Source organism: Fischerella sp. JS2, from assembly GCF_032393985.1.
In the GTDB taxonomy this organism is placed as follows: Bacteria; Cyanobacteriota; Cyanobacteriia; order Cyanobacteriales; family Nostocaceae; genus Fischerella.
This window is the reverse complement of sequence record NZ_CP135918.1, coordinates 5,588,866-5,609,115: the sequence shown is the minus strand read 5'-3', so window position 1 is coordinate 5,609,115 and position 20,250 is coordinate 5,588,866. Positions and strand designations below refer to the sequence as shown.

At 40.6% G+C, this 20,250-nt stretch carries 18 protein-coding genes, 2 pseudogenes and 1 other annotated feature; of the genes and pseudogenes, 6 read left to right on the top strand and 14 right to left on the bottom strand.

What is annotated here, in order from left to right; all coding sequences use genetic code 11:
- Window positions 1–148: 148 nt before the first annotated feature.
- Together RS893_RS23880 and RS893_RS23875 are read right to left on the bottom strand one after the other, a co-directional pair.
- Complete coding sequence (locus RS893_RS23880; RefSeq protein WP_315788165.1) at window positions 149–664, bottom strand: DUF937 domain-containing protein; 516 nt, start codon at window positions 662–664, stop codon at window positions 149–151.
- A gap of 183 nt (window positions 665–847) precedes the next feature.
- The gene (locus RS893_RS23875) at window positions 848–1,258 is read right to left on the bottom strand and encodes a hypothetical protein (RefSeq protein WP_315788164.1); all 411 of its coding nucleotides are present in this window, start codon (window positions 1,256–1,258) and stop codon (window positions 848–850) included.
- A 342-nt stretch (window positions 1,259–1,600) separates the two neighbouring features.
- Between RS893_RS23875 and RS893_RS23870 the strand changes: the two genes are divergently transcribed.
- A complete protein-coding gene (locus RS893_RS23870) occupies window positions 1,601–2,137 on the top strand; it encodes a PadR family transcriptional regulator (RefSeq protein ID WP_315788163.1) in 537 nt (178 codons plus the stop codon).
- Window positions 2,138–2,235: 98 nt separating this feature from the next.
- Here the strand turns inward: RS893_RS23870 and RS893_RS23865 are convergent, their stop codons facing one another.
- The 4 genes and pseudogenes from RS893_RS23865 to RS893_RS23850 all read right to left on the bottom strand — a co-directional run.
- Window positions 2,236–2,784 carry an RNA 2'-phosphotransferase gene (locus RS893_RS23865; protein WP_315788162.1) on the bottom strand — a complete coding sequence of 183 codons (549 nt, stop codon included), beginning with the start codon at window positions 2,782–2,784 and terminating at the stop codon, window positions 2,236–2,238.
- An 18-nt stretch (window positions 2,785–2,802) separates the two neighbouring features.
- Entirely contained in the window at window positions 2,803–4,029 is a 1,227-nt protein-coding gene (locus tag RS893_RS23860; protein WP_315788161.1) for a DUF1501 domain-containing protein, read from the bottom strand.
- Window positions 4,030–4,280: 251 nt separating this feature from the next.
- Window positions 4,281–5,774 (bottom strand): DUF1800 domain-containing protein, encoded by a 1,494-nt coding sequence (locus RS893_RS23855; protein ID WP_315788160.1) that lies wholly within the window; start codon window positions 5,772–5,774, stop codon window positions 4,281–4,283.
- A 114-nt stretch (window positions 5,775–5,888) separates the two neighbouring features.
- A pseudogene (locus tag RS893_RS23850) lies at window positions 5,889–6,692 on the bottom strand (pyridoxal-phosphate dependent enzyme); the annotation flags it as partial.
- 41 nt (window positions 6,693–6,733) lie between these two features.
- Here RS893_RS23850 and RS893_RS23845 point away from each other — a divergent pair.
- Window positions 6,734–7,425 (top strand): IS1 family transposase gene (locus RS893_RS23845; protein ID WP_315784082.1). Its coding sequence is split into 2 segments (ribosomal slippage): window positions 6,734–7,058 and window positions 7,058–7,425, totalling 693 coding nucleotides; the frame shifts between segments, so codons are not numbered across the junction.
- Between the two features lie 22 nt (window positions 7,426–7,447).
- On the opposite strand, the pseudogene RS893_RS30570 reads toward RS893_RS23845, so the two are convergent.
- The 6 genes and pseudogenes from RS893_RS30570 to RS893_RS23815 form a co-directional block, all read right to left on the bottom strand.
- Window positions 7,448–7,621, bottom strand: a pseudogene (locus RS893_RS30570) (pyridoxal-5'-phosphate-dependent protein); the annotation flags it as partial.
- 173 nt (window positions 7,622–7,794) lie between these two features.
- On the bottom strand, window positions 7,795–8,637 hold the full coding sequence (locus RS893_RS23835; protein ID WP_102150719.1) for a GNAT family N-acetyltransferase: 843 nt from the start codon (window positions 8,635–8,637) through the stop codon (window positions 7,795–7,797).
- Window positions 8,638–8,653: 16 nt separating this feature from the next.
- On the bottom strand, window positions 8,654–9,493 hold the full coding sequence (locus RS893_RS23830) for a GNAT family N-acetyltransferase (RefSeq protein WP_315788159.1): 840 nt from the start codon (window positions 9,491–9,493) through the stop codon (window positions 8,654–8,656).
- Between the two features lie 318 nt (window positions 9,494–9,811).
- The gene (locus RS893_RS23825) at window positions 9,812–10,234 is read right to left on the bottom strand and encodes a bis(5'-nucleosyl)-tetraphosphatase (protein ID WP_315788158.1); all 423 of its coding nucleotides are present in this window, start codon (window positions 10,232–10,234) and stop codon (window positions 9,812–9,814) included.
- An 8-nt stretch (window positions 10,235–10,242) separates the two neighbouring features.
- Window positions 10,243–11,445: an AAA family ATPase gene (locus RS893_RS23820; protein WP_315788157.1), complete on the bottom strand. Its 1,203-nt coding sequence runs from the start codon at window positions 11,443–11,445 to the stop codon at window positions 10,243–10,245.
- 129 nt (window positions 11,446–11,574) lie between these two features.
- Window positions 11,575–11,657, bottom strand: a sequence feature (23S ribosomal RNA rRNA prediction is too short).
- 155 nt (window positions 11,658–11,812) lie between these two features.
- Window positions 11,813–12,349 (bottom strand): GNAT family N-acetyltransferase, encoded by a 537-nt coding sequence (locus RS893_RS23815; protein ID WP_315788156.1) that lies wholly within the window; start codon window positions 12,347–12,349, stop codon window positions 11,813–11,815.
- A 495-nt stretch (window positions 12,350–12,844) separates the two neighbouring features.
- Between RS893_RS23815 and minD the strand changes: the two genes are divergently transcribed.
- Both minD and RS893_RS23805 read left to right on the top strand, forming a co-directional pair.
- On the top strand, window positions 12,845–13,675 hold the full coding sequence (gene minD, locus RS893_RS23810) for a septum site-determining protein MinD (RefSeq protein WP_315788155.1): 831 nt from the start codon (window positions 12,845–12,847) through the stop codon (window positions 13,673–13,675).
- A gap of 592 nt (window positions 13,676–14,267) precedes the next feature.
- Window positions 14,268–15,434, top strand: a complete 1,167-nt coding sequence (locus RS893_RS23805; protein WP_315788154.1) for a DUF7453 family protein — start codon at window positions 14,268–14,270, stop codon at window positions 15,432–15,434.
- Between the two features lie 71 nt (window positions 15,435–15,505).
- On the opposite strand, the gene RS893_RS23800 is transcribed toward RS893_RS23805, so the two are convergent.
- Window positions 15,506–16,495, bottom strand: a complete 990-nt coding sequence (locus RS893_RS23800) for an aspartate carbamoyltransferase catalytic subunit (RefSeq protein ID WP_315788153.1) — start codon at window positions 16,493–16,495, stop codon at window positions 15,506–15,508.
- Window positions 16,496–16,734: 239 nt separating this feature from the next.
- On the opposite strand from RS893_RS23800, the gene RS893_RS23795 reads away from it, so the two are divergent.
- Window positions 16,735–17,685, top strand: a complete 951-nt coding sequence (locus RS893_RS23795) for a CBS domain-containing protein (protein WP_315788152.1) — start codon at window positions 16,735–16,737, stop codon at window positions 17,683–17,685.
- On the opposite strand, the gene RS893_RS23790 is transcribed toward RS893_RS23795, so the two are convergent.
- On the bottom strand, window positions 17,679–19,157 hold the full coding sequence (locus RS893_RS23790) for an amidase (RefSeq protein ID WP_315788151.1): 1,479 nt from the start codon (window positions 19,155–19,157) through the stop codon (window positions 17,679–17,681). The genes RS893_RS23795 and RS893_RS23790 overlap by 7 nt on opposite strands.
- Before the next feature lie 417 nt (window positions 19,158–19,574).
- On the opposite strand from RS893_RS23790, the gene RS893_RS23785 reads away from it, so the two are divergent.
- On the top strand, window positions 19,575–20,216 hold the full coding sequence (locus RS893_RS23785; RefSeq protein WP_396336473.1) for a hypothetical protein: 642 nt from the start codon (window positions 19,575–19,577) through the stop codon (window positions 20,214–20,216).
- The last annotated feature ends 34 nt before the right edge of the window (window positions 20,217–20,250 follow it).

The following is a 20,250-nucleotide window of genomic DNA, read 5'->3' as shown; positions in this document are numbered from 1 at the left end:
CAAAACATAAATAAATATTATGTAAATAATTACATCTTCCTTAATCAGTAGGGGGGGTTGGAAGAGAGTTTTTAAAGATTTATAAGAAAGACTCACAAATAATCGTTGTTGTGTACGATTATTTATGAGTTATGGATAAGTAAAATATTTATCTTCCTAAATACCTAGTTGCCATCTGCATCGCATCAGCAATATCAACATCACCATCATTGTCAGCATCTAGGAAAGAATTCAAGACAGAGTTCCCACCTAATTGGGAACTTGCACCTGTTTTCAAAAAATTCAGGACTATAGGAACCAACACTGGTAATAATTGCTCAATCATACCAGCATCCAAGCCAGTACGCTGGGAAACAGTTTCAGCCACCTGTCGTTGCATTCCTAGCGAAAATAGAGAGTTTACAGCTTGGGAACTGGGAGAAGTACCGCCGTATTGATTAACTACAGCTTGCGCTTCTGCGTTACCACCATGAGCTTGCTTTTGTTGCAAAGCAGAACGTACATAACTACCTACAATACCAATAACTGATTGCATGGTAGAAGGATCTGCACCAGTCCGATTACTTAGCTGCTTTACAGTATTGACGATATCACCCAACTGCCCTGTACTGCCTTGCTGGCTAGGATTGTCGATCGCATTGATAATTTGGTCAAAAAGTCCCATAAGCTTTGGTGATCCCTTTTCAGAACATGGGGTTTGGGGGAGTAGTAAAACCCCGAACCGTGAGAAAGGAGATACATGAACTCCCCCAGTAAAAATAGGTAATTCGATATTACCTATTTTTACTTAAGGTAGACTCTTTGAACCAACAATCCCTATCACGATAGATTTATCGGGTAGTGTCAATTACTTGGATGCAAGCAGTTGTGACACCTCTGCATGTGCCAATACAACGCTAGCTTCCCGTTGCAGAGCATTGTAGTATTTTCTGGCAAACGCATTTCCTTCCTCTTGTGGTGTCAGCAGTGCGCTAACATCAGCAATCAAATTTTCGACATCTTCCAGTGATATCGGTTTATCTGCTTGCAACATTTCATCAATTTCCACAATCACTTCAGATATGCGATGCAACCAAGCGAATTGTTCATGTTCGATGACGAGTCGGAGTAATTCTCCGTTCGATACTCGTCCACGCACCTGTTCGTAATTGATGCGTTCTGTATCCAGCAACATCCGGTGAAGGTGTAGCAATTTATTTCGCAAATCGCGCAGATATTGATGTTGATGTATTCGCTGTATAAGTATGTTAGAAGTCAATGGAACCCATCCTCTCGTTACAATAGTTTGCAGTAGCTGGAATGATTTTGTAGAGTGGGTTGAGTGGTACGCCAGCAATTAGCAACAAATTCAATGGTGATTTCGCATCTGATAAATTGGTGATCGCCACTTCCTCACCTTCCAATTCAATGTTGTAAAACCTCAACGGCAAAAGTTGGTAGTTCTTTCAATCCACAACCAGATAGTTACGGTTTTTGTTAATTTATGCCGTCATCAAGATTACCGTGCTAGATAACTCTTATATATGATTAGTCTTATATTAGCATCCATATCAGAAATGACAGATAGAGCTTAAACTACTTTACTTGCGGAAAACCGTCTATGTCGCTAGCATATGCAATAATGGGTCTGCTTCAGGAAGAACAGAGGACAGGCTACGAACTGAAAACAAACTGCTTCGATCAATACCTTGTTCACTTGTGGCCAGCAGACCAAGCACAGATTTACAGAACCCTTGATAAATTACTGGAACAGGGTTGGATTACTTGTAGCATTGAGATTCAATGTGATCGCCCTAATCGCAAAGTCTACAGTGTGACGGAGGCGGGAAAAGCCGAATTCATCCGATGGTTACAATCTCCCCAGCCTTTACCAACACTAAGAGAACCGTTACTCCTTCAGTTATTTTTCGCAGCGCACTTACCTAATGAAGCGATCGTTCAACTCCTAGAACAGCAGCTAGCTGCACGTATTGAAAAACTAACTGAGTGTGAAAAGATTAATTTACCCATGCTTGGCGATCAGTATGTGAGTCGTGAACAGATTATGCAAAGACTTGTATTAGAGTTGGTGTTACGTAGAGAACAGATTTATATTGATTGGTTGAAGACGGTTATTGAGATTATGCATCACCAGTAAACTTTGTAGAAAGGCAGGAGGCAGATAGTAAGAAGCACAAGGAAAGAAAGTTTTTTTATTGATTATTGCTGTATGCATTTCATCATGACTACTTCTGTTTATTCATTTTTCTGCAAATATTCTGGTGGTACATGATCAACTAACCAAACTCCATTATCAGAACAATAAAAAATATAACCAGCTTCATACATTGCCGCCGCATCTACAATCAATACTACTGGTTTACCATGTCTTGCACCAACTGTTTTGGCTGTAACAATATCAGCTGATAAATGCACATGATGACGCAACATTTTATTAAGTCCTGTTTGCAAAATTGAATCAACAGATTCGTGTCCTGTACCGTGATAAAGCACATCAGGAGGAGAAACAGGTTCTAGTTGTAAATCAACATCAGTGCTATGTCCTTGATTAGCACGAATGAAAGCACCTGTAGAATCAAAAGAAAAGCGTTTTTTATCGTTGTTAGCGACAACTTCATTGAGTTCTGCACGGGTTATGGGAAACTGATTTTTTTGGCACGCTGCTAATAATTCATCAACAGCAACCCAGCCACCAGGAGCAAGTTTCAAACCAATGCGTTCTGGTTGATGGCGGAGGTGTTTGCTAAGGTATTTACTAATTTTGATGAGGCGAGAATTATTCATGTAATTTATTTAAATAATCTATATCAAATTAATCTTATTAGTAGGTATATAATTTGAAAAAACTTGGTTCATTTTAGCGTCGTTTAAATTCATGTGATGTTCTAAAACTACAGCAATCACATCTCGAAAATCAGTGGTAATTGCTAAGTCTCTGCCTTGGTAAAGTTGGTTAGTTCCTAAACCTGGCCATTCTCCATAAACCTTGCCACCGCGAATTCTTCCACCTAACACCCACATGACATTTCCGTGTCCGTGATCTGTACCACCATTGCCATTTTCGCTGACGGTACGACCAAACTCAGACATAACTAAAACAGTAGTGTGTTGATAAACAGGCCCTAATCCCTTCACTAAACTTGCTAAGCCTTGTCCTAGTTGTGCCAAGTTTCTGGCTAACTTTCCTTTACTACCACCTTGATTGACATGGGTATCCCAACCTCCCAATTGCATGAATCCTAACTCGATTCGAGAGTCTTTAACCATTAATTGTGCTAAATGTAGGGCAGTTTTGGCGAAACCATTAGGTAAAGGCGCACCATTATTGGCCATTTCCATTTCGGCATTGAGGTCGGCCTTTAATGCTTGACGTGCTTGTTGGCCTTCTCGATAGGTTTGACTCAACTGATCATGACCATTGTAGAGTTGCTCAAATGCTGCTTCCACTTGGGGACGATCTAACAGTGAAGGTTTGGTAACAGCTCTATTTAAGTCCAAGTTCGCCACAGATATTTGTCCAGATAAAATGCGCGGTGTTGTCGCACTCACGCTTACTGCTTTGATGGGCGAGTTTCCTGATAAAACTCTAAGTAAACGATTCATCCAGCCGTCGGTAGTCCGCTTTATACCAGGAGTACCACTTTCCATGTAATCTTGAGCATCAAAATGGGAACGAGTAGGATCAGGAGAACCACTGGCATGAACAAAGGCAAGAGTTTTCTGTTGCCATAAAGGCATTAGGGAAGCCAATGCTGGATGTAACCCAAAATGACCATTTAAATCGAGAACTCCTCCTTCATTACCAGGTTTGGGAATAGCAATTTTTGACCGTGCCTGATAGTAAGCAGTCTCTGAGTAAGGAACTACTACACTCAATCCATCGATTGCACCACGTAGAAAGATAACAATCAAACGCTTCTGGTTACTGTTTTGGGTTTCGGATCTGGCTAACCAAGCGTTTGTTCCGACTGCTGTTAAGGTACTAACTGAAAAAGCACCTGCATGGAAAAGAAAATCGCGTCTATTCATAAATATAGTTAGTAGTTAGTAGTTAGTAGTTAGTAGTTAGTTGGTGGTGGTTGGTGAGTCATATCTGTCTTGAAAATGGGTGTGGGGGTGGTTTGGGTGTAGAGGTGTAGGAGGAGTTAAATTTTCATTGCCTCGTTGTGTAATTTATCACATTAGTGTCTTGCACCTACCGGATATCTTGCCCTCAAATAAATTTGGGGTTAAAAGCTAATTGTTAGCTCAAAGCTAACTTTGACAAAGGTTGTAACCAACTAGCGATACATAAACTCTGGACTGCCTAAGATTAATGCTGCCCGCAATTGAGGAGGACTCGAAGCAATAGCAGTTTGGGTTTTTTTGGAAAAAGAATTGCCAAGTGTATTTGCTAATTGCAAGGCATCTACTGGCTGATTGCGGCTTAGTTGGTTGTTTTTAGTTGGATTAAGTGGCATTGCCAGCCGTAAACGTCCACTGGCTAAGGCAGTGGCAAAGTTAAGACGGCGAGTCATAGCATCAGGATTTAACCATGCCTCTTGTGTGTTTTTGTAACCATCGGGAGTTTGGCAACCGTAGAGAGGCATTCCCAATTGTTTTAGAGTGTTAGCCAGGGGAGTAAAATTCTCAACTTTGATACCTGTTGCTCGTATTCCAGATACCACGTATTGATATGGTGTTTTAAATTTTGTATTAAAGTTACTCGTATCCCAGAACTCTGGACTGTGAAATAGGGTATTTAAAACTTCCCGAATATTACCATTGGTTGCTAAAAAGCGCTCTTGTAGACGTTTTACCAAAGTTTCAGGAGGACGATCGCTCACGAAATACTGAGCTAATTGATAACTAATGTGATGAGCAGTTGCAGGACTGCGAGCTAAGATATCTAAGGCTTGTTCAACTTCAGCTTCGCCGCTACCCTTAATTGTGTGTCCCAAGAAAACCTTATCGCTAAAGTCATGCCGCTTTGGGTCAAAGTAGAATCCTGAACCAGTACTAGTCTGGCGATCGCGACGGAATCCCCAACCTGTTAAAATTCGTGCTAAGGCAACCACATCTTGTTGAGTATAACCACCGTCTACCCCCAAGGTGTGGAGTTCCATCAATTCACGAGCATAGTTCTCGTTGATACCTTGAAATCTTCCCCGCGCACCAGGACTACCAGGAGCAGTATTTTGCCAGTTATCCAAGTAAAAGAGCATGGCAGGATGGCGGGCTGTTGCTTCCAAGAGGTCGCGAAAGCTGCCCAGTACATAAGGTCGAATGGCTTCTTGCTCGTATACTCCTATCCACAACCGATCCAGTCCTTTGCCCGCATAAACATTGAAATGGTTATACCAAAAATCCACCATCACTTCTTGCAGTTGTCGAGGGCTTTGTGTTGCCCTGAGTAAGCGTGCTTGGACTGCCTGTTGAATTACTAATCGTACCTTCCCATGAAGGGCTTGCTGGGCTGGTTGTTGAGCTTTAAAAACAGGCGCATATTCTCTGTATAGTTCCACTGGACTCATGTTCAGAGTCTCAAGCTGTGACAATTGATTTGTCAAGCTTTGCGGTTCCGGAATAGAATCTGGTGAGAGTTGTGATTTTATGTAATTTTCTATACCTAAAGTTTTGACTTTCGCTACATCTCCAGGACGAGGGCCAAAACTGAGGCGATTGATCACGTGTAATATTTTCGGGTCAGGGGGTGTGGAGACTGCATCACTAGGATAAATTCCTCCTAGCAAGATAAACAGTGACACTACCAAATATTTCGGTTTCACAATCATAGGTCAATTCTGTTGTTGTGTTTGATTTTGCGAGCGATTTGGAACTTTTTGCTGTTTTTTATACATATGTTCAATAAACTCTGGATTGATAAATGGGTAAAGTCGAGTTCAGAATCAACAGGAAAATAATTTCCTAACTTGTGTTAAATCTACATTTCCACCGCTAATAATTACACCAATCTTCGCGTCAGGTTAATTCATCACACCTTCTAATAATGCAGAAGCAGCTAATACTCCAGTAGGTTCTACAACTATTTTTAAGCGTTCCCATAAAAAGAGCATAGTCTTAACAATTGCTTCCTCAGATACTGTTACCATGTCATCGACGTAATTTAATACTAGAGGAAACGTAATTTTACCTAAACTAGAAGTCCGCGCACCGTCAGCGATGGTATCAGGATTATTGACAGTGTGGAGGGTTTTAGTGTGAAAAGAACGGGTAGCATCGTCAGCGCGTTCTGGTTCTACACCGATGACTTTACAATTGGGTGAAAGGGCTTTAGCCGTGATCGCACTTCCAGAAAGTAAGCCGCCACCACCACAACACACTAACAGTAAATCTAATCCACCGACTTCCTCTACTAGTTCTTTAGCTGCTGTCCCCTGTCCCGCGACTATATGAGGATGGTCGTAGGGAGGGATAATTGTTAGACCTCTATCCAGTGCCAAAGTTTGAGTTAACTCTTCCCTGTTTGTAGTCTTGCGGTCATATAAAATTATCTCTGCACCATAACCACGAGTTGCTGAGTATTTGACACTAGGGGCGTCTTCTGGCATGACTATAGTTGTGGGAATGTTGAGCAAACTTCCAGCTAAGGCGATCGCTTGAGCGTGATTCCCCGATGAAAATGTGATCACACCTTTTTGTTTTTGATCTGCTGATAACTGCAAGAGTGCATTGTATGCACCACGAAATTTAGGCGTTGCATAATAGCGGTATGAATTGAGGTCAATTAATCATGGAATGTCCACGCTGTGGATCTTGTCATAACCGTAAGAATGGAAAGAAAAGAGGTAAACAGAATCACATTTGCTGTGATTGTGGTCGTCAATTCATTGATGTCTATAAACCACCCAGGGGCTACTCGGATGAAATCAAACAAGAATGCCTAAAAATGTACGTCAATGGTATGGGATTTCGTGGAATTGAAAGGGTGAAAAACGTTCATCATACTACCATTATTCATTGGGTTAAACGAGTGGGTACACAATTGGCGGATACACCAAATTCAAAGGAAATTCCGCAGGTGGGAGAACTAGATGAATTAGAAACATTTATTGGTTCAAAAAAAATAAAATCTGGTTGTGGACGGCGGTAAATCACTTTACTCAAGGTATTCTTGCTTGGGTTTTAGGTGATCGTAGTTCGACTACTTTCCAACAGTTATGGAACATTGTCCAGTGTTGGCAGAGTTATTTTTACGTCACAGATGGATACCCTGTTTACCCTTGTTTTGTTCCTGATGGTGACCAAATTGTGAGTAAGACCTACATGACACGAGTCGAAAATGAAAACACAAGGCTTAGACATTATTTGGCTCGTCTTCATCGTAAAACTTTATGTTATTCCAAAACCGAGGAAATGCTGAGATACTCTGTTCGATTGTTATTGCACTACCTCAAATATCGTTCTGTTCCCTTACCTGCCTAAAACATACCTTTATTCAGCAACGCCGAAATTTAAAAGAACCTGTGCGTTGAAAGTTTTCGCATTTGAAAAAAACTTGACTATTCGTGCGTTGATTTACAGTTGTTGAAGTTATAACTGGGGTACGATGAGCAATACCAGCAAGATGCTTCACAGCCGTTTCAATATCGGTAAACGTAACAGAATGAAACTGTGACATGACGCCTATATGAGTAGACCTGTTAGAAATCAAAGCTATGGCAAAAATTAGGTTTTGAAAATCGACCACCGATGCACACCGATAAATCATCCGTGTGCATCTGTGTGCATCTGTGTTCGTTTTTTCTAAAACAATTCACTCAACGCTAGCCTCAATTGACTGTAAATCCTAATTCAATCAGACAGGAAACAATAATCATACAAATCACCTACAACCCGGTAACCAATTGCTTGGTAAATGTGGTTGCTAGTTGGGTTTGCCAAATCTGTGAACAAAAAACAGTATTTATACCCCTGCTGAAGTAAGATTTGACTCAAAGCTGCCACGCAAGCACTAGCGTAGCCCTTTTGGCGATATTCTGGTGGTGTGTACACCATACTAACTCCTGCACCGTTGGGTGTGACACCAGTATGACAAGCCATAGAGACGGGGATTATATCTTCCCAAATGTAAGCAGTACCGCGCTGCAAATGGTTGTCAACAGCACGTTCGGTATTTGTGGGAGGAGTGTGCAAAGCTTCTAGTACAAAGGCTGCAAACCAACGGATGAGGATTTCGCGATCGCTTTGTGTTGCCTGACGTAAGTAACCATTTGCTTTAGAGATAATCTGAACTTGTTCTAGTTGAAAAGCACGCAGGGCCATTTTTAATTGGTATGATTGACCTGTTAGGGAATGCCAATTCTCTGCAAAGGCTTTTGCCTCAGCCGTCGGGCCGTTGACTCCTGGTAGTAAATTTTGGGTAGATAGTAAATTTTGAGCGATCGCCTCTATGGCCACAAAATCGTGTATCATTGACAACAGTAAGTTCCGAGACTTTGTCTTCATTACTACTGCAATAATATCTCCGTCCGCCTCCACAATTGCTAAATAGGGTTTTTCCTCGAAGCGTTCCGGATTGTGAATCAAGGCGTGACAAAGTGCAAGTTGCACGTTATGCATTGCTTCGTGAATCAGCAAATAATCTTTCACCCTCTCATAAAATTGTTTTGCATCTTCAAATTGTTGGAGTTTCATCTAAACCCCCAATTTCCTACGATATGAAACAATAATTATGCCAATCACCTACAGGTCGATAACCTATTAATTGATAGATATGATTAGTGGTTGGATTTGCTAAATCGGTAAACAAAAAACAGTATTTATGTCCTTGATCAAGTAATTTTTGACTTAACCCTGCCAAGCAAGCACTAGCATAGCCTTTGCCACGATATTCTGGTGGTGTATACACCAAATTGATCCGCACACCATGAGGTGTGAGTTGACCACGACTAACCATTGAAACTGTTACCTCATCTTGCCAAAGGTAAACTGCTTGCTGTTGCAAATGATGATTAATCCAAGCTTGGGGATCAGATTCAACTTTGCCAACGGCTTCTAGACAAAAAGCTTCAAACCAGTGTTTCAAAAGTTTTTGATCACTATCAGTTGCTAATCGCAAATATCCTGGCGCTTGAGAAATATGGTGGACTTGTTCTAATTGAAAAGCACGCATGGTCATTTTCAATTGATAGGATTGACCTGTAAGGGAACACCATGCTTGTGTAAAAGCTTCGGACTCAAGGGTGGGGGCATTAACTGCTGATATTGATCCTGAAACTAAATATAAGTCTTGAGCGATCGCTTTGATTGCATCTAAATTTTTGCTTTGCGATAACACCAAATCATATGGTGGTGTTCTCATCGCCACTGCAACGATATCTCTGTCTATTTCTACTATTGCTAAGTAGGGTTGGGATTGATATCGTTGTGGATGATGAATCAAGGTATTAGCTATTCCTAGCAGCAAGTTATGCATTGCTTCGTGATTGAGTAAATAGTCTTTCACCCTCTCATAAAATTGTTTTGCATTTTCAAACCGTTGGAGTTTCATGAGACTCTCCTAATTTTGCACTTTCCATTTGTTCTCGCAAAGCAGTAACTTGTGAAACAACACTATCAAAGCTAGGTCACTACCTTCTAACATTGCCTTATTGAGATATAGCACTGCCAATTCCTGACTGACATAATCAGTGATCGCGTTATTACGCAGCCTAAGTGCCTCTGAAAGTAGCCGCTTGCACGTCTAATGCGTCCTTTGCAGTTCATTTTTTTATAATATTCTGTAAGTCAATAAATTATTTTATTAATGTTCAAAAAGGATTTTTCTGAATAACTACTACAACTTTTTAAAATTCAATTCCCGAAAATTTCACAGCTTCAACAGATATTTTTCTAACTCCTGCAACAAAGGATCAATCGTTTTTCGCTGAATCGTATGTGGCGGTTTCCATTCTACCCACATATAGCCACTATGTTCACTGGTTTTAATCAAAACTTCATTCTTTAACCATGCTAAAAATATGACAACTTTTTTCTCTGCTTTTTTGTTTTGAGTCCGCTTCAATTTGACTAGATAAGTGACATTAAACTGGAATTTATGATCTAAATCAATATCATTAATTCCAATTCCAGTTTCTTCAAATAATTCGCGTAAAGCACAACTGATTTCATCTTCACCTGTTTCTATATGACCTTTTGGTAAGTCATAACGGTTAGGTTTTAACAGGAGTAAAAAACTCATTTGTGGTTGCGATCGCATTACAAGTACACCACAAGATTTGATTTTACGCATTCTCCAATTTAAATAAATAAATGAGTAAATTCATACATCAAATCTACCCTACCTTTACGCAACATAGCGGGGTCTAGTCTTTCTGTGGTGTTGCAAGTCATCAGTACTACCAACCTTTGTTGCATTTGCATACCAGAATCCTCAACAACACTTTGGTACAAAGTGCCATCTAGCAAGCTTAAAATATGTTCAGTCTTATTGCTATGCTGTGCGACTTCGCTAGCACGGTCTTGAGCTAAATTGTCTGCCTCATTAATAATAATACAGATTCGCTCTAAATAATTAGGTGGTACAAAGTTAGTGATCGCATCATGATCCAAAATAAAAATCACAAACCCAAGCGATACCAAAATTTCTTTTGCTACTGCTTGTGTCCACGCAGTTTTACCTGTTCCTGGTTTACCATGTACTAAAACTGCTAATTGATTTTGATTTAGAATTGCCTGTTGAACTATATCGGTAAAGTGTTGAATATCTTCTGGAAAACTGCGAATCATAAATTGACTCTGCACCTTACCTACACGGCTTTGATATCCACTTAACATGATTGCTAAATCATAAGTCGCTTTGTTAATTAATGGAGATAAGTTTTTTGCCATTAAACTATAATGCCGTCGTCCCCGATCATAGGGATCAATTTGTAACCATAAATCATCTTTTGACCAATATGCATAAACAGTATTGATTACATCTAGCCGTTCCCAATTTACAAATTTTTCAACGGGGAAATAAAAATTCCTTTCTAAATAATATTGAGTGATTACATCAGGGCGTCCTAATATTTTTAAAACCCGCATCACAGTAATTTCTTGTAGTCGATTAAGGACATAATCGATAGGAATACTGTTACGACTAACAAATTGCGTAATGGGTGTATCTGTATTTAAAACATCCTTATAACGATAATCAGGTGTCAGTGGATCTGGTGTGATATAATTCCAAAATTTCTCAACTTCGTAGCGCGTATTTTCTGAAACAATATTTAATAAATTTGCCCACCAAGCATAGTTATTACGTCCCAAAGTTTCCGCAATGCTACTTGCTAAATTCAGACTTTTTTGAGTTAACTCCTGTGTATCATGCAACATCAGTTGACCTAAAAATCCCCAATCGAATTCCCGATGGAAAGGCCGCCAACCACTAGCCAATAAACTTTGACGGTTGTTATTAACAGGAGAACCTTCATTGTGTCTGAAATAATCAAATTCCATATTTTATCAGTTATCAGTTATTTACTAATTTAATGGAGTGATCCTTAAAAATGTAGACATATAAATTATACTTTTTAAGTAAAATAAAACACTTGCGTGTAAGTCGTCAGCGCAAGCGTCTATCGCATAGAAAAAACTCCACTGGTGAGTTATGACACACTCTTTTAAGGATAGCTACTTTTAAGCCAACCTCCCAGATTCTCAGTAATTTCCTGCGTCTACGCACCCGCCGCTTTTGAGTAACGGTACATTTCCTCTCGTACTATGTATGTAAGCTCTGAACTGTCAGGACACGCAAGCGGTGAATTTGAGATAATTTTTCCTAGTTACTAAAAATAAAGTTGGATTGGTAGTCAGGCGAGAGTTGTTAAGTTGTGCTACTACGTTGCAGATTTGATATATCAATCCAGCCATAGGCAATCTCGATCAGCTTAGTTCCTCCCCTTTCAATCTCTTTTTCATGTACTCTTTGTCCTCCAAGCGTTTGATAAAACTGACACGCAGGATTGTCTGCTAATATCCACACCAGCATGGAATCAATCTTCATCTGACCTAACCTTTGTGTTACTGTCCAAACTAGTTCACGCCCAATCCCTTTTTTTTGATGGCTCTTGAGAATATAAATTGCCCTCAACTCACCCTGATAAACTGGATCGCCTGCGCGTTCTACTCCACCATTTGCAAAACCAACGATTTGACCTGATTCATCCTCTGCAACGTAAGTAAAGTTGCCATCTTTTGGAGCGTTGTTCAAGACTTGATGCCAACCATTTTCCCGCTTCTCGTAGGATAGATTTGTGAGAAACTCATGCGGAACAATCCCTTGATAAGTGGTTCGCCAAGTATCTACATGAACTCGTGCAATTGCAGCTACGTCACTATGGGTTGCTTCTCGCACAATCATCAGCAATTTCTTACCAATACGTTCATTTGTGTAATTGAGACTCGCATCTAAGTCAAGTTGTTTTACTTTGCGATCGCTGCTCTGTATCCTCTGTGTATTACATTGTAGTATAAAAGTAATAACTGTGTCAACTTACTAAATTTAAATACTGGATGAATGTCAAAAATGGCGGCTTTGTGTGAAGGTGACACTTAGTATTACAAGTGAAATACTTGCTGGATGCGATCGCATCCAGCAAGTAGGTGTGTAAGATACCCTTAGTACTAAATCTCGCTTTTAACCATTGATAAAGTTCAAATGTTGTCAAAATTACAGAAAAATAAATTTAATACAAAAATTTTCTTTGTTTAACACAATCTTATAAGTAATTACACGTCAGTAATTCTTCCTTACAAACTTTTACAAGTGATAATTTTGCTCCGGTTAATGTTTAAGTTTTTGGTAGAGATGATTAACGGGGTGCTAGCCCTATGTCCTAAATAGAGCTTTTCTATCATGACTCGGATTATTGTCATTACTTCCGGCAAAGGCGGTGTGGGTAAAACCACCATTACAGCCAACTTGGGCATAGCTTTAGCCAAGATGGGTTATCAGGTAGCATTAGTTGATGCTGATTTTGAATTGAGAAATTTGGATTTGCTGCTGGGGCTAGAAAAACGAGTAATATACTCATTATTTGATGTTCTGACCCGGGAGTGTCGCTTAGAACAAGCTTTGATCAAAGATAAACGCCAGCCAGGTTTAGCACTTTTACCAGCAGGCAAAAAACGCAGCAAAGAATCAGTCACTCCAGAACAAATCAAATCATTATTGAACGACTTGGCACAGAAGTATCAATATGTACTCATAGATAGTCCAGCAGGTATTGATACAGGGTTTCAAAATGCGATCGCAGCTGCTACAGAAGCGTTAGTTGTGACTACACCAGAAATTTCCTCAGTACGTGATGCTAACCGTGTAATTACCTTACTAGAAGCACAAAAGATTAAGCCCATTCAGTTAATTATTAACCGTGTTAGACCCGGGATGGTGCGTGATTTAGATATGATGTCACCAGAAGATGTCCAAGAACTTCTGGCAATTCCACTCATCGGATCGATTTGTGAAGATGAACGTGTGATCGTTTCTACCAATCATGGTGATCCTTTAGTATTAGGAAAAAACAAATCACCTGCTGTAGTTGCTTTTAATAAAATTGCTCATAGTTTAGGAGGCGAAAAGGTCAACAAATTTCTTGATGTTGACTTATCTAATGACAGAATCTTAGATAGAGGTTCTACAATCGATCCAACTACTGACTTTATAAGTTTATATCCCTATTTTTAAATCGCTGGAATACTTACAGTGCTTTGCATATAGATTGAGTACACCCCTCCCTAACCCTAAGCGCTTGCGGGACTGCGTGTACACAAAAGTTGGATTTATCCCCATAATCCCCCGAAGACCGGGGGGAACAACAAATCTAGTCCCCTCCCCTTTATAAGGGGAGGGTTAGGGTGGGGTAAAACTCGGATTCATTCAGCTATTTCAGACTTATGTATATACCGTAAGCTTGCGCTTAGGGTACGCGTAGTGCGGGTGGCATTCTTCTCTACCTCACTCAGATGAAATTTGCTGTGTATTGTCGCTGAGGCTGGTAATGGGTAATTGGTAATTGGTTTTTCCGATTACCGATTACCGACTTTCACAGATGGCGAACCTGGAGGACGGTTCATTTTTCATCCCCTACAGCATTTAGGTATTAATGGTTATAGGGTTGGTGAAGCAGTTTTGGCTGTTACCCCGTTTGGGAAGTAATAACACGGAAGAAAGCGGTTGGATTATTAATTAATTTGTAATTTCCTGATATTTTATACCAGTATCATTAATATGAGAGCTAGCAATAATTTTACTAAGTATATTGAAAACAACATAAACGATGGCTGCAATCAAACAATTTTTAGCGGCAACGGCAATTAGTGTTTCTATGAGCTTGCTAGCTATAGGTGAAGCTTGTGCCTTCACTTTCACTAAAATTGCTGACACCAACGATGCATTTACTACATTTGGATTCAACCCTACGATCAATAATGATGGCACTGTGGTTTTCTCTGCAAAATCAGATGCGGTGGGCAGTGGCATCTTTATTAGTAATGGTGAGACAACCTCCACCATCACCGACACTAATGGGTCGTTTAGCTTGTTTGAGGATAAACCTGTAATTAACGATCTAGGTACTGTAGCTTTTTATGCGAACCTTGATACTATAGGTAGTGGCATTTTTACTGTTAGCAATGGAGTAACAACCACCATAGCCGAGAGCAGTCTGCCTCGAAGTGTGTTTGGTCTTCCTGTAATCAATAACAAATCTGCTGTTGCATATTCGTCTCAGGTAGAAAATGGTTCTGCCATCTTCCTCAGTATTGATGGCTCAACAACTTCTGTTGTCGATACCAATGATTCTTTCAGTGACTTTGATGGGTATGCGATTAATGACGCAAATACCATTGCCTTTTCAGCTAGGTTAGATACAGGAGAACGTGGCATTTTCACAATTACTTCAGATGGAGTAACCATCCCTATTGCTGATACCACTGGTAAGTTTAGTTTTGTTTTTCCTCCCGCTATCAACAATCCAGGAACTGTGGCATTTAAGGGAGTCTTCAAGGAAGGCGGTGAAGGTATATTTACAGTTAATAATGGAACAATAACCACTATCGCTGACAACAGCAATGCTTTTAGCTTTTTCGAGAATCCTGCAATCAACGATGTCGGAACCGTAGCATTCAAAGGTGTACTTAAAGACGGTGGCTTGGGTATTTTTACTGGATCAGATCCGGCGAATGATAAGGTAATTGCCGCAGGTGATATTTTGTTAGGCTCGACAGTAACAAATATTTATTTTTCTAATAAGGGATTAAATAACAGCAATCAGATAGTTTTCTATGCAATACTTGCTGATGGCACTGGCGGCATTTTCCGCGCTGATCCAGAGTCTGACCCTCCAACCTCTATTCCCGAAGCCACTCCCATACTGGGTTTATTAACAGTAGGTGTTATGGGTACTACTTTGCGAGTCATAAAGCGTAAAACCTCCGTCATCTGATTTTGGATTTTGGATTTTGGATTAACCCTAAAAATACATCTGTAGGCTTGTACTGTGTTCATAATGATTGGTCAAGCCCTAGTAGTGCCAATCAAATATAACAAAGCCATACGCACGGCAACGCCGCTTGTAACTTGAGTCTGAATCAGACTAAATTCCGGATCATCCATTAAGTCGGAGCTAATTTCGACACCACGGTTTACTGGCCCTGGGTGCAAAACTTTGACATTGGGTTTGCACAACTGTAGTTTTGAGCGTGTGATCCCAAACATTTGATGATATTCCCGCAAAGAAGGCAATAAATGTGCAGTCATGCGTTCCTTTTGCAACCGCAGTGTCATCACAAAATCAGCATCTTTGAGAGCTGGTTCTAATTGCCAGTGTACAAAAAGCTTACCTGGTCTGTCTTTGCCGAAATCTGCAAAGAATTTTGGTAATAAAGTCGGTGGTGCTGCCAAATGCAATTGTGCGCCACTAGCGGTGATACTCCAGATATTCGATCGCGCTACACGGGAATGAAGAATATCCCCAACAATAGCAATCTTTTTATCCTTGAGAAGTTCGAGACGGGGGTAGTCTGGATCAAGCAGAGTACAGATTGTAAATAAATCTAAAAGACCTTGGGAGGGATGTTCGTGTTGACCATCACCAGCGTTGAGGACGCTAACTCGTACACCTAAACGATCCATTTCCTGGGCGATCGCATTTGGTACTCCTGCCTCTTTATGGCGAATCACCATAATATCAGTTCCCATCGCCAAATAAGTCTTGGCTGTATCTAGGATAGTCTCTCCTTTAGTCATGGAAGAAGATGCTGAGGCAAAGTTAAGCGTATCTGCCGAAAGACGTTTAGCAGCAAGTTCAAAACTGCTACGGGTGCGAGTTGAAGGCTCAAAAAATAAATTTGCTACCACCTGTCCCTGCAAAGTAGGCACTTTCTTGGTTCGCCTTGATAGTACCTCCTGAAAACTAGCGGCGGTTTGCAGTACAGTGTCGTATTCAGCTGAGGTGAAATCAGCTAAAGACAGAACGTGATGACGAGTCCAATCAGTAGTAGGCATAAAATGAAGGCTAAAGGATGAAGGATGTAGACGCACTCATAGGCTTCTCGTAGAGTAGGATGAAGGATGAAGTATCAAATGTTGAATTATATTATTCTTCTGCCTTCTGTCTCCTGTCTTTTGCCTTACTTCACTGAAACAAAATGTAACATAATTGATACAAAACACCATGTAAAACATTAAAGGGCTTTCTCAAATATTTAGTAAATTTGAGATAGTGTTCCCTAGCTTGAATAAACATGCAATTTAATGACCTCCTGCTTAGTGAACCAGCAACTGAGGCGGCAATTGACCAAAATCCCCTGATTGTCGCACCTGAAACTTTACTGGTAGATGTCATTGTTTTAATGAACCAATCGACATCTCACAGTAAATCTTCTGTAGACTCATCATCAGTCTACTTCAGCAAAAATCAAAGATACTCCAGCTGTGTTTTAGTGGTGCAGGCAAAAGAATTAGTAGGAATATTGACAGAGAGGGACATTGTTCGACTAACAGCTGGTGGTGTTAACTTTCAAGAGGTAACAATTGCTGAAGTCATGACGAAGCCAGTGATTACTCTATCACAGGCTGAGTTTTCTGATATTTTTGGAGCGCTATTTCTGTTTCGGCGATATCGAATTCGTCACTTACCAATTTTAGGTGCTAATGGAGAAATCATTGGCGTAGTCTCACCTGAGAGTATTCGTAGTATCTTAACACCAGCTCATCTGCTTAAAGTTATACGTGTGGCAGATGTGATGACTACTCAAGTTATCCGTACTCCTAAGACAGCTTCGGTGTTAAGTTTAGCTCAAGTCATGGCAGAGTATCGAGTTAGTTGTGTAGTAATCAGCGAGGAAGAACCCCAATTAAATTTAGGATGCTTTATTCACAAACCCATAGGAATTGTCACTGAGCGAGATATTATTCAATTTCAGGCAATGCAACTCAATTTAGCACAAGTGCGGGCGGAGACTGTGATGAGTACACCACTATTTTTACTCAATCCAGAAGATTCTTTATGGACTGCTCATCTAGAAATGCAAAGGCGACGAGTGCGAAGATTAGTTGTATCTTGGGATAGTGGTAGAGGACTAGGATTAGTTACTCAAAGTAACTTGTTGCGAATGCTCGATCCTATCGAGATGCACGGAATTGTTGAGACATTACAAAGAACAGTTGAAAAGTTGAAAGATACTGTTCAATAACCAGCTGGGCGGTGGAAATCACCAACCACTTGGTTAATTTCCTGGGCGATCGCTAATAATTCCATTTCTCGCCAGCGCTTACCGACAATTTGCATTCCAATTGGTAAACCGTTTTTAGTTTGTTCAATCGGAATTACTACAGCAGGATGTCCACTCAGATTAAAGGGCATGGTGTAAGCCCCGTTTGCTACCGCATGGGGATAGGCTTTACCATCAATCTCAACAGCACTCCAAGCGGGACGATGGGTAAAGGCAGAAGTTGCAGCAACTGGAGTCAGCCAGACATCCCACGGTTCTAATGCTTCATCCATTTGGGTGATAAAGCGATCGCGTTCTGTTAATGTTTCAAAATATCCTTTTAGGCTGGGATTTAACAACTCAGGCAGTAGGCGGCTAAAATCCCCCAATTTTCTTAGTGATTTGTCGCCTTGGGTTGCAGTGCGGAATATTTGTTGTAAAGTGCGACGCAAGTTATATTTATCTATCGGTTGAGCATAGATGTTGAGGTAAGCCGCCATCCGTCCGTAGAGATTCAGTATTTTTGCAAGATCAAAACCTTTGGGATGCCAGCGTTCGATTTGCACACCAGCTTGAGAAAGAGTTTGTGCGATCGCAGCCATCGCGGCTCGAATTTCGCTAGCAACGGGAACTTCTGCCCATTCATCAATCCAAGCAATTTTGAGATTCTGTAAAGGCTTGCCAGAGGGGATATCGAGGGATACAGGCGGGACATCAGGACGCCGAAGATCAGCGCCTGCAATTAACGAAAAGCATAGCCGGATATCTTCGAGCGATCGCGCAAAACAACCCACTGTGATCATTTGCCGAATACATAACGGCATTCCAGGCACTTCAGGGATTTGTCCTGCTGTAGAGATGCGGCGATCTGTAGGCTTCAAACCATACACACCACAGAAGTGAGCAGGTTGACGCACTGAACCGGCAATATCGTTGCCTAAGTCTAAAGGTGATAGTCCTGCTGCAACAGCTGCGGCACTCCCCCCGGAACTACCGCCAGGAGTATAGTCCAGATTCCAAGGATTATTCACCCGTGGGAAGAGGGAATTCGTGCTTTGGTAATCGCCGGCTAATTCAGCCATATTTGTTTTGCCCAGGATGACAGATCCTGCTGTCCGCAGCCTTGTAACAACGGTTGCATCTTGTTGAGGTACATAGTCTTTCAGGGGAATATAGCCTGCGGTGGTACGTAGTCCTGCTGTTTCAAAAATGTCTTTAATCGTAATTGGCACACCATGCAAAATACCCCAGTTTTCACCTCGTGCTAAAGCCTCATCGGCAAGTTTGGCCCTTTGCCGAGCGTGGTCTTCATCTAAAGTACAGATAGCATTGAGTTTAGAGTTGTGTTTAGCGATTTGCCCTAAATGAGCATCCACCACTTCCAGGGATGAAACAACGCGATCGCGAATCATCTGAGCAAGCTGATAGGCGGGCGTAAAGATTAGATCGCTCATAATTACTTGTGTAGTAATGAAATTATCTTAGAAAAGTACATGCAACAAAGCGATCGCATACTTGCACATGAGAAATATTTCAGAAATATAAATAGTGCGATGTATATTTTTTTTAGATCAGCTTTGTACTTAAAAATTAGTATTAAAAACTACTATAAACAAAACAAAAAATAAATTTTTTACTTAATATCTACCTTTAGTTTCAGCAATATACCATTTTTGACGGATAATCTTTATACCGTAGTGTTAACTTCTTTCCTTAGACAGTAGTGGTTAAGTATCAGGAATGATTTAGTTTACATGTGTTACTTACATGATAAATATACAAGCAATCAACTTAAGATTTGATTTATGGCATACCAAAATCAACAATCTAATCAACCAACACAAGCGGCAACAGGAAATAGAGGTAACGGTGTGAGTACATTTCTGTCTAGTATGGCAGTGCTACTTTCTACCTTGGCTTTGGTGTGCGGTGGCTATGCAATTTACCAAGTTCTCACACTACAAAGAACACTGGATGCTTTAAATACAAAAATTAGTAGTAGTGCGATCGCTCCTAGCCAAATCAATAATACTCCTGCTGCCAATACAAACCAAACATCTACACCAGCACCTGAAGTATTCTCATCTCCCGAGGTAACAGCACAATCAGCAACTACTTCCAGTGAAACAATCCAACCTGGTCAATTTGTCCAGCCTGCCTTTGGCAAAAAAGCTGAAGTAGAGTTACTTTCAGTTAAACGGATTAAAGATCCAGAAACTGGAAACCGTGATGTCGTGAATGTGCAAATGCGTATCCGGAGGCTAGCTGCGGACAGGGTAAGTCCTGCTGAATTTATAGGGGTGTCCAACACCACAGCCCGCAATCCTGAAACGAGTGAAACTTATAAACCTATTAGCTTCGACCGTTCTACTGGTTCTGTTTCTATATTTTCACTGCGTCCCAATGCTTCGGCTGATGCCTATGTTTGGTTGAGAATTCCCCAAGGTGTCAATACCCTAGATATCTTTGTGCCAGACACAGCTGCATTTAAAAATGTGCCAATTTCCAATTAAAAATAAGCTATATCTAGTAGGTAATGGGTAATTG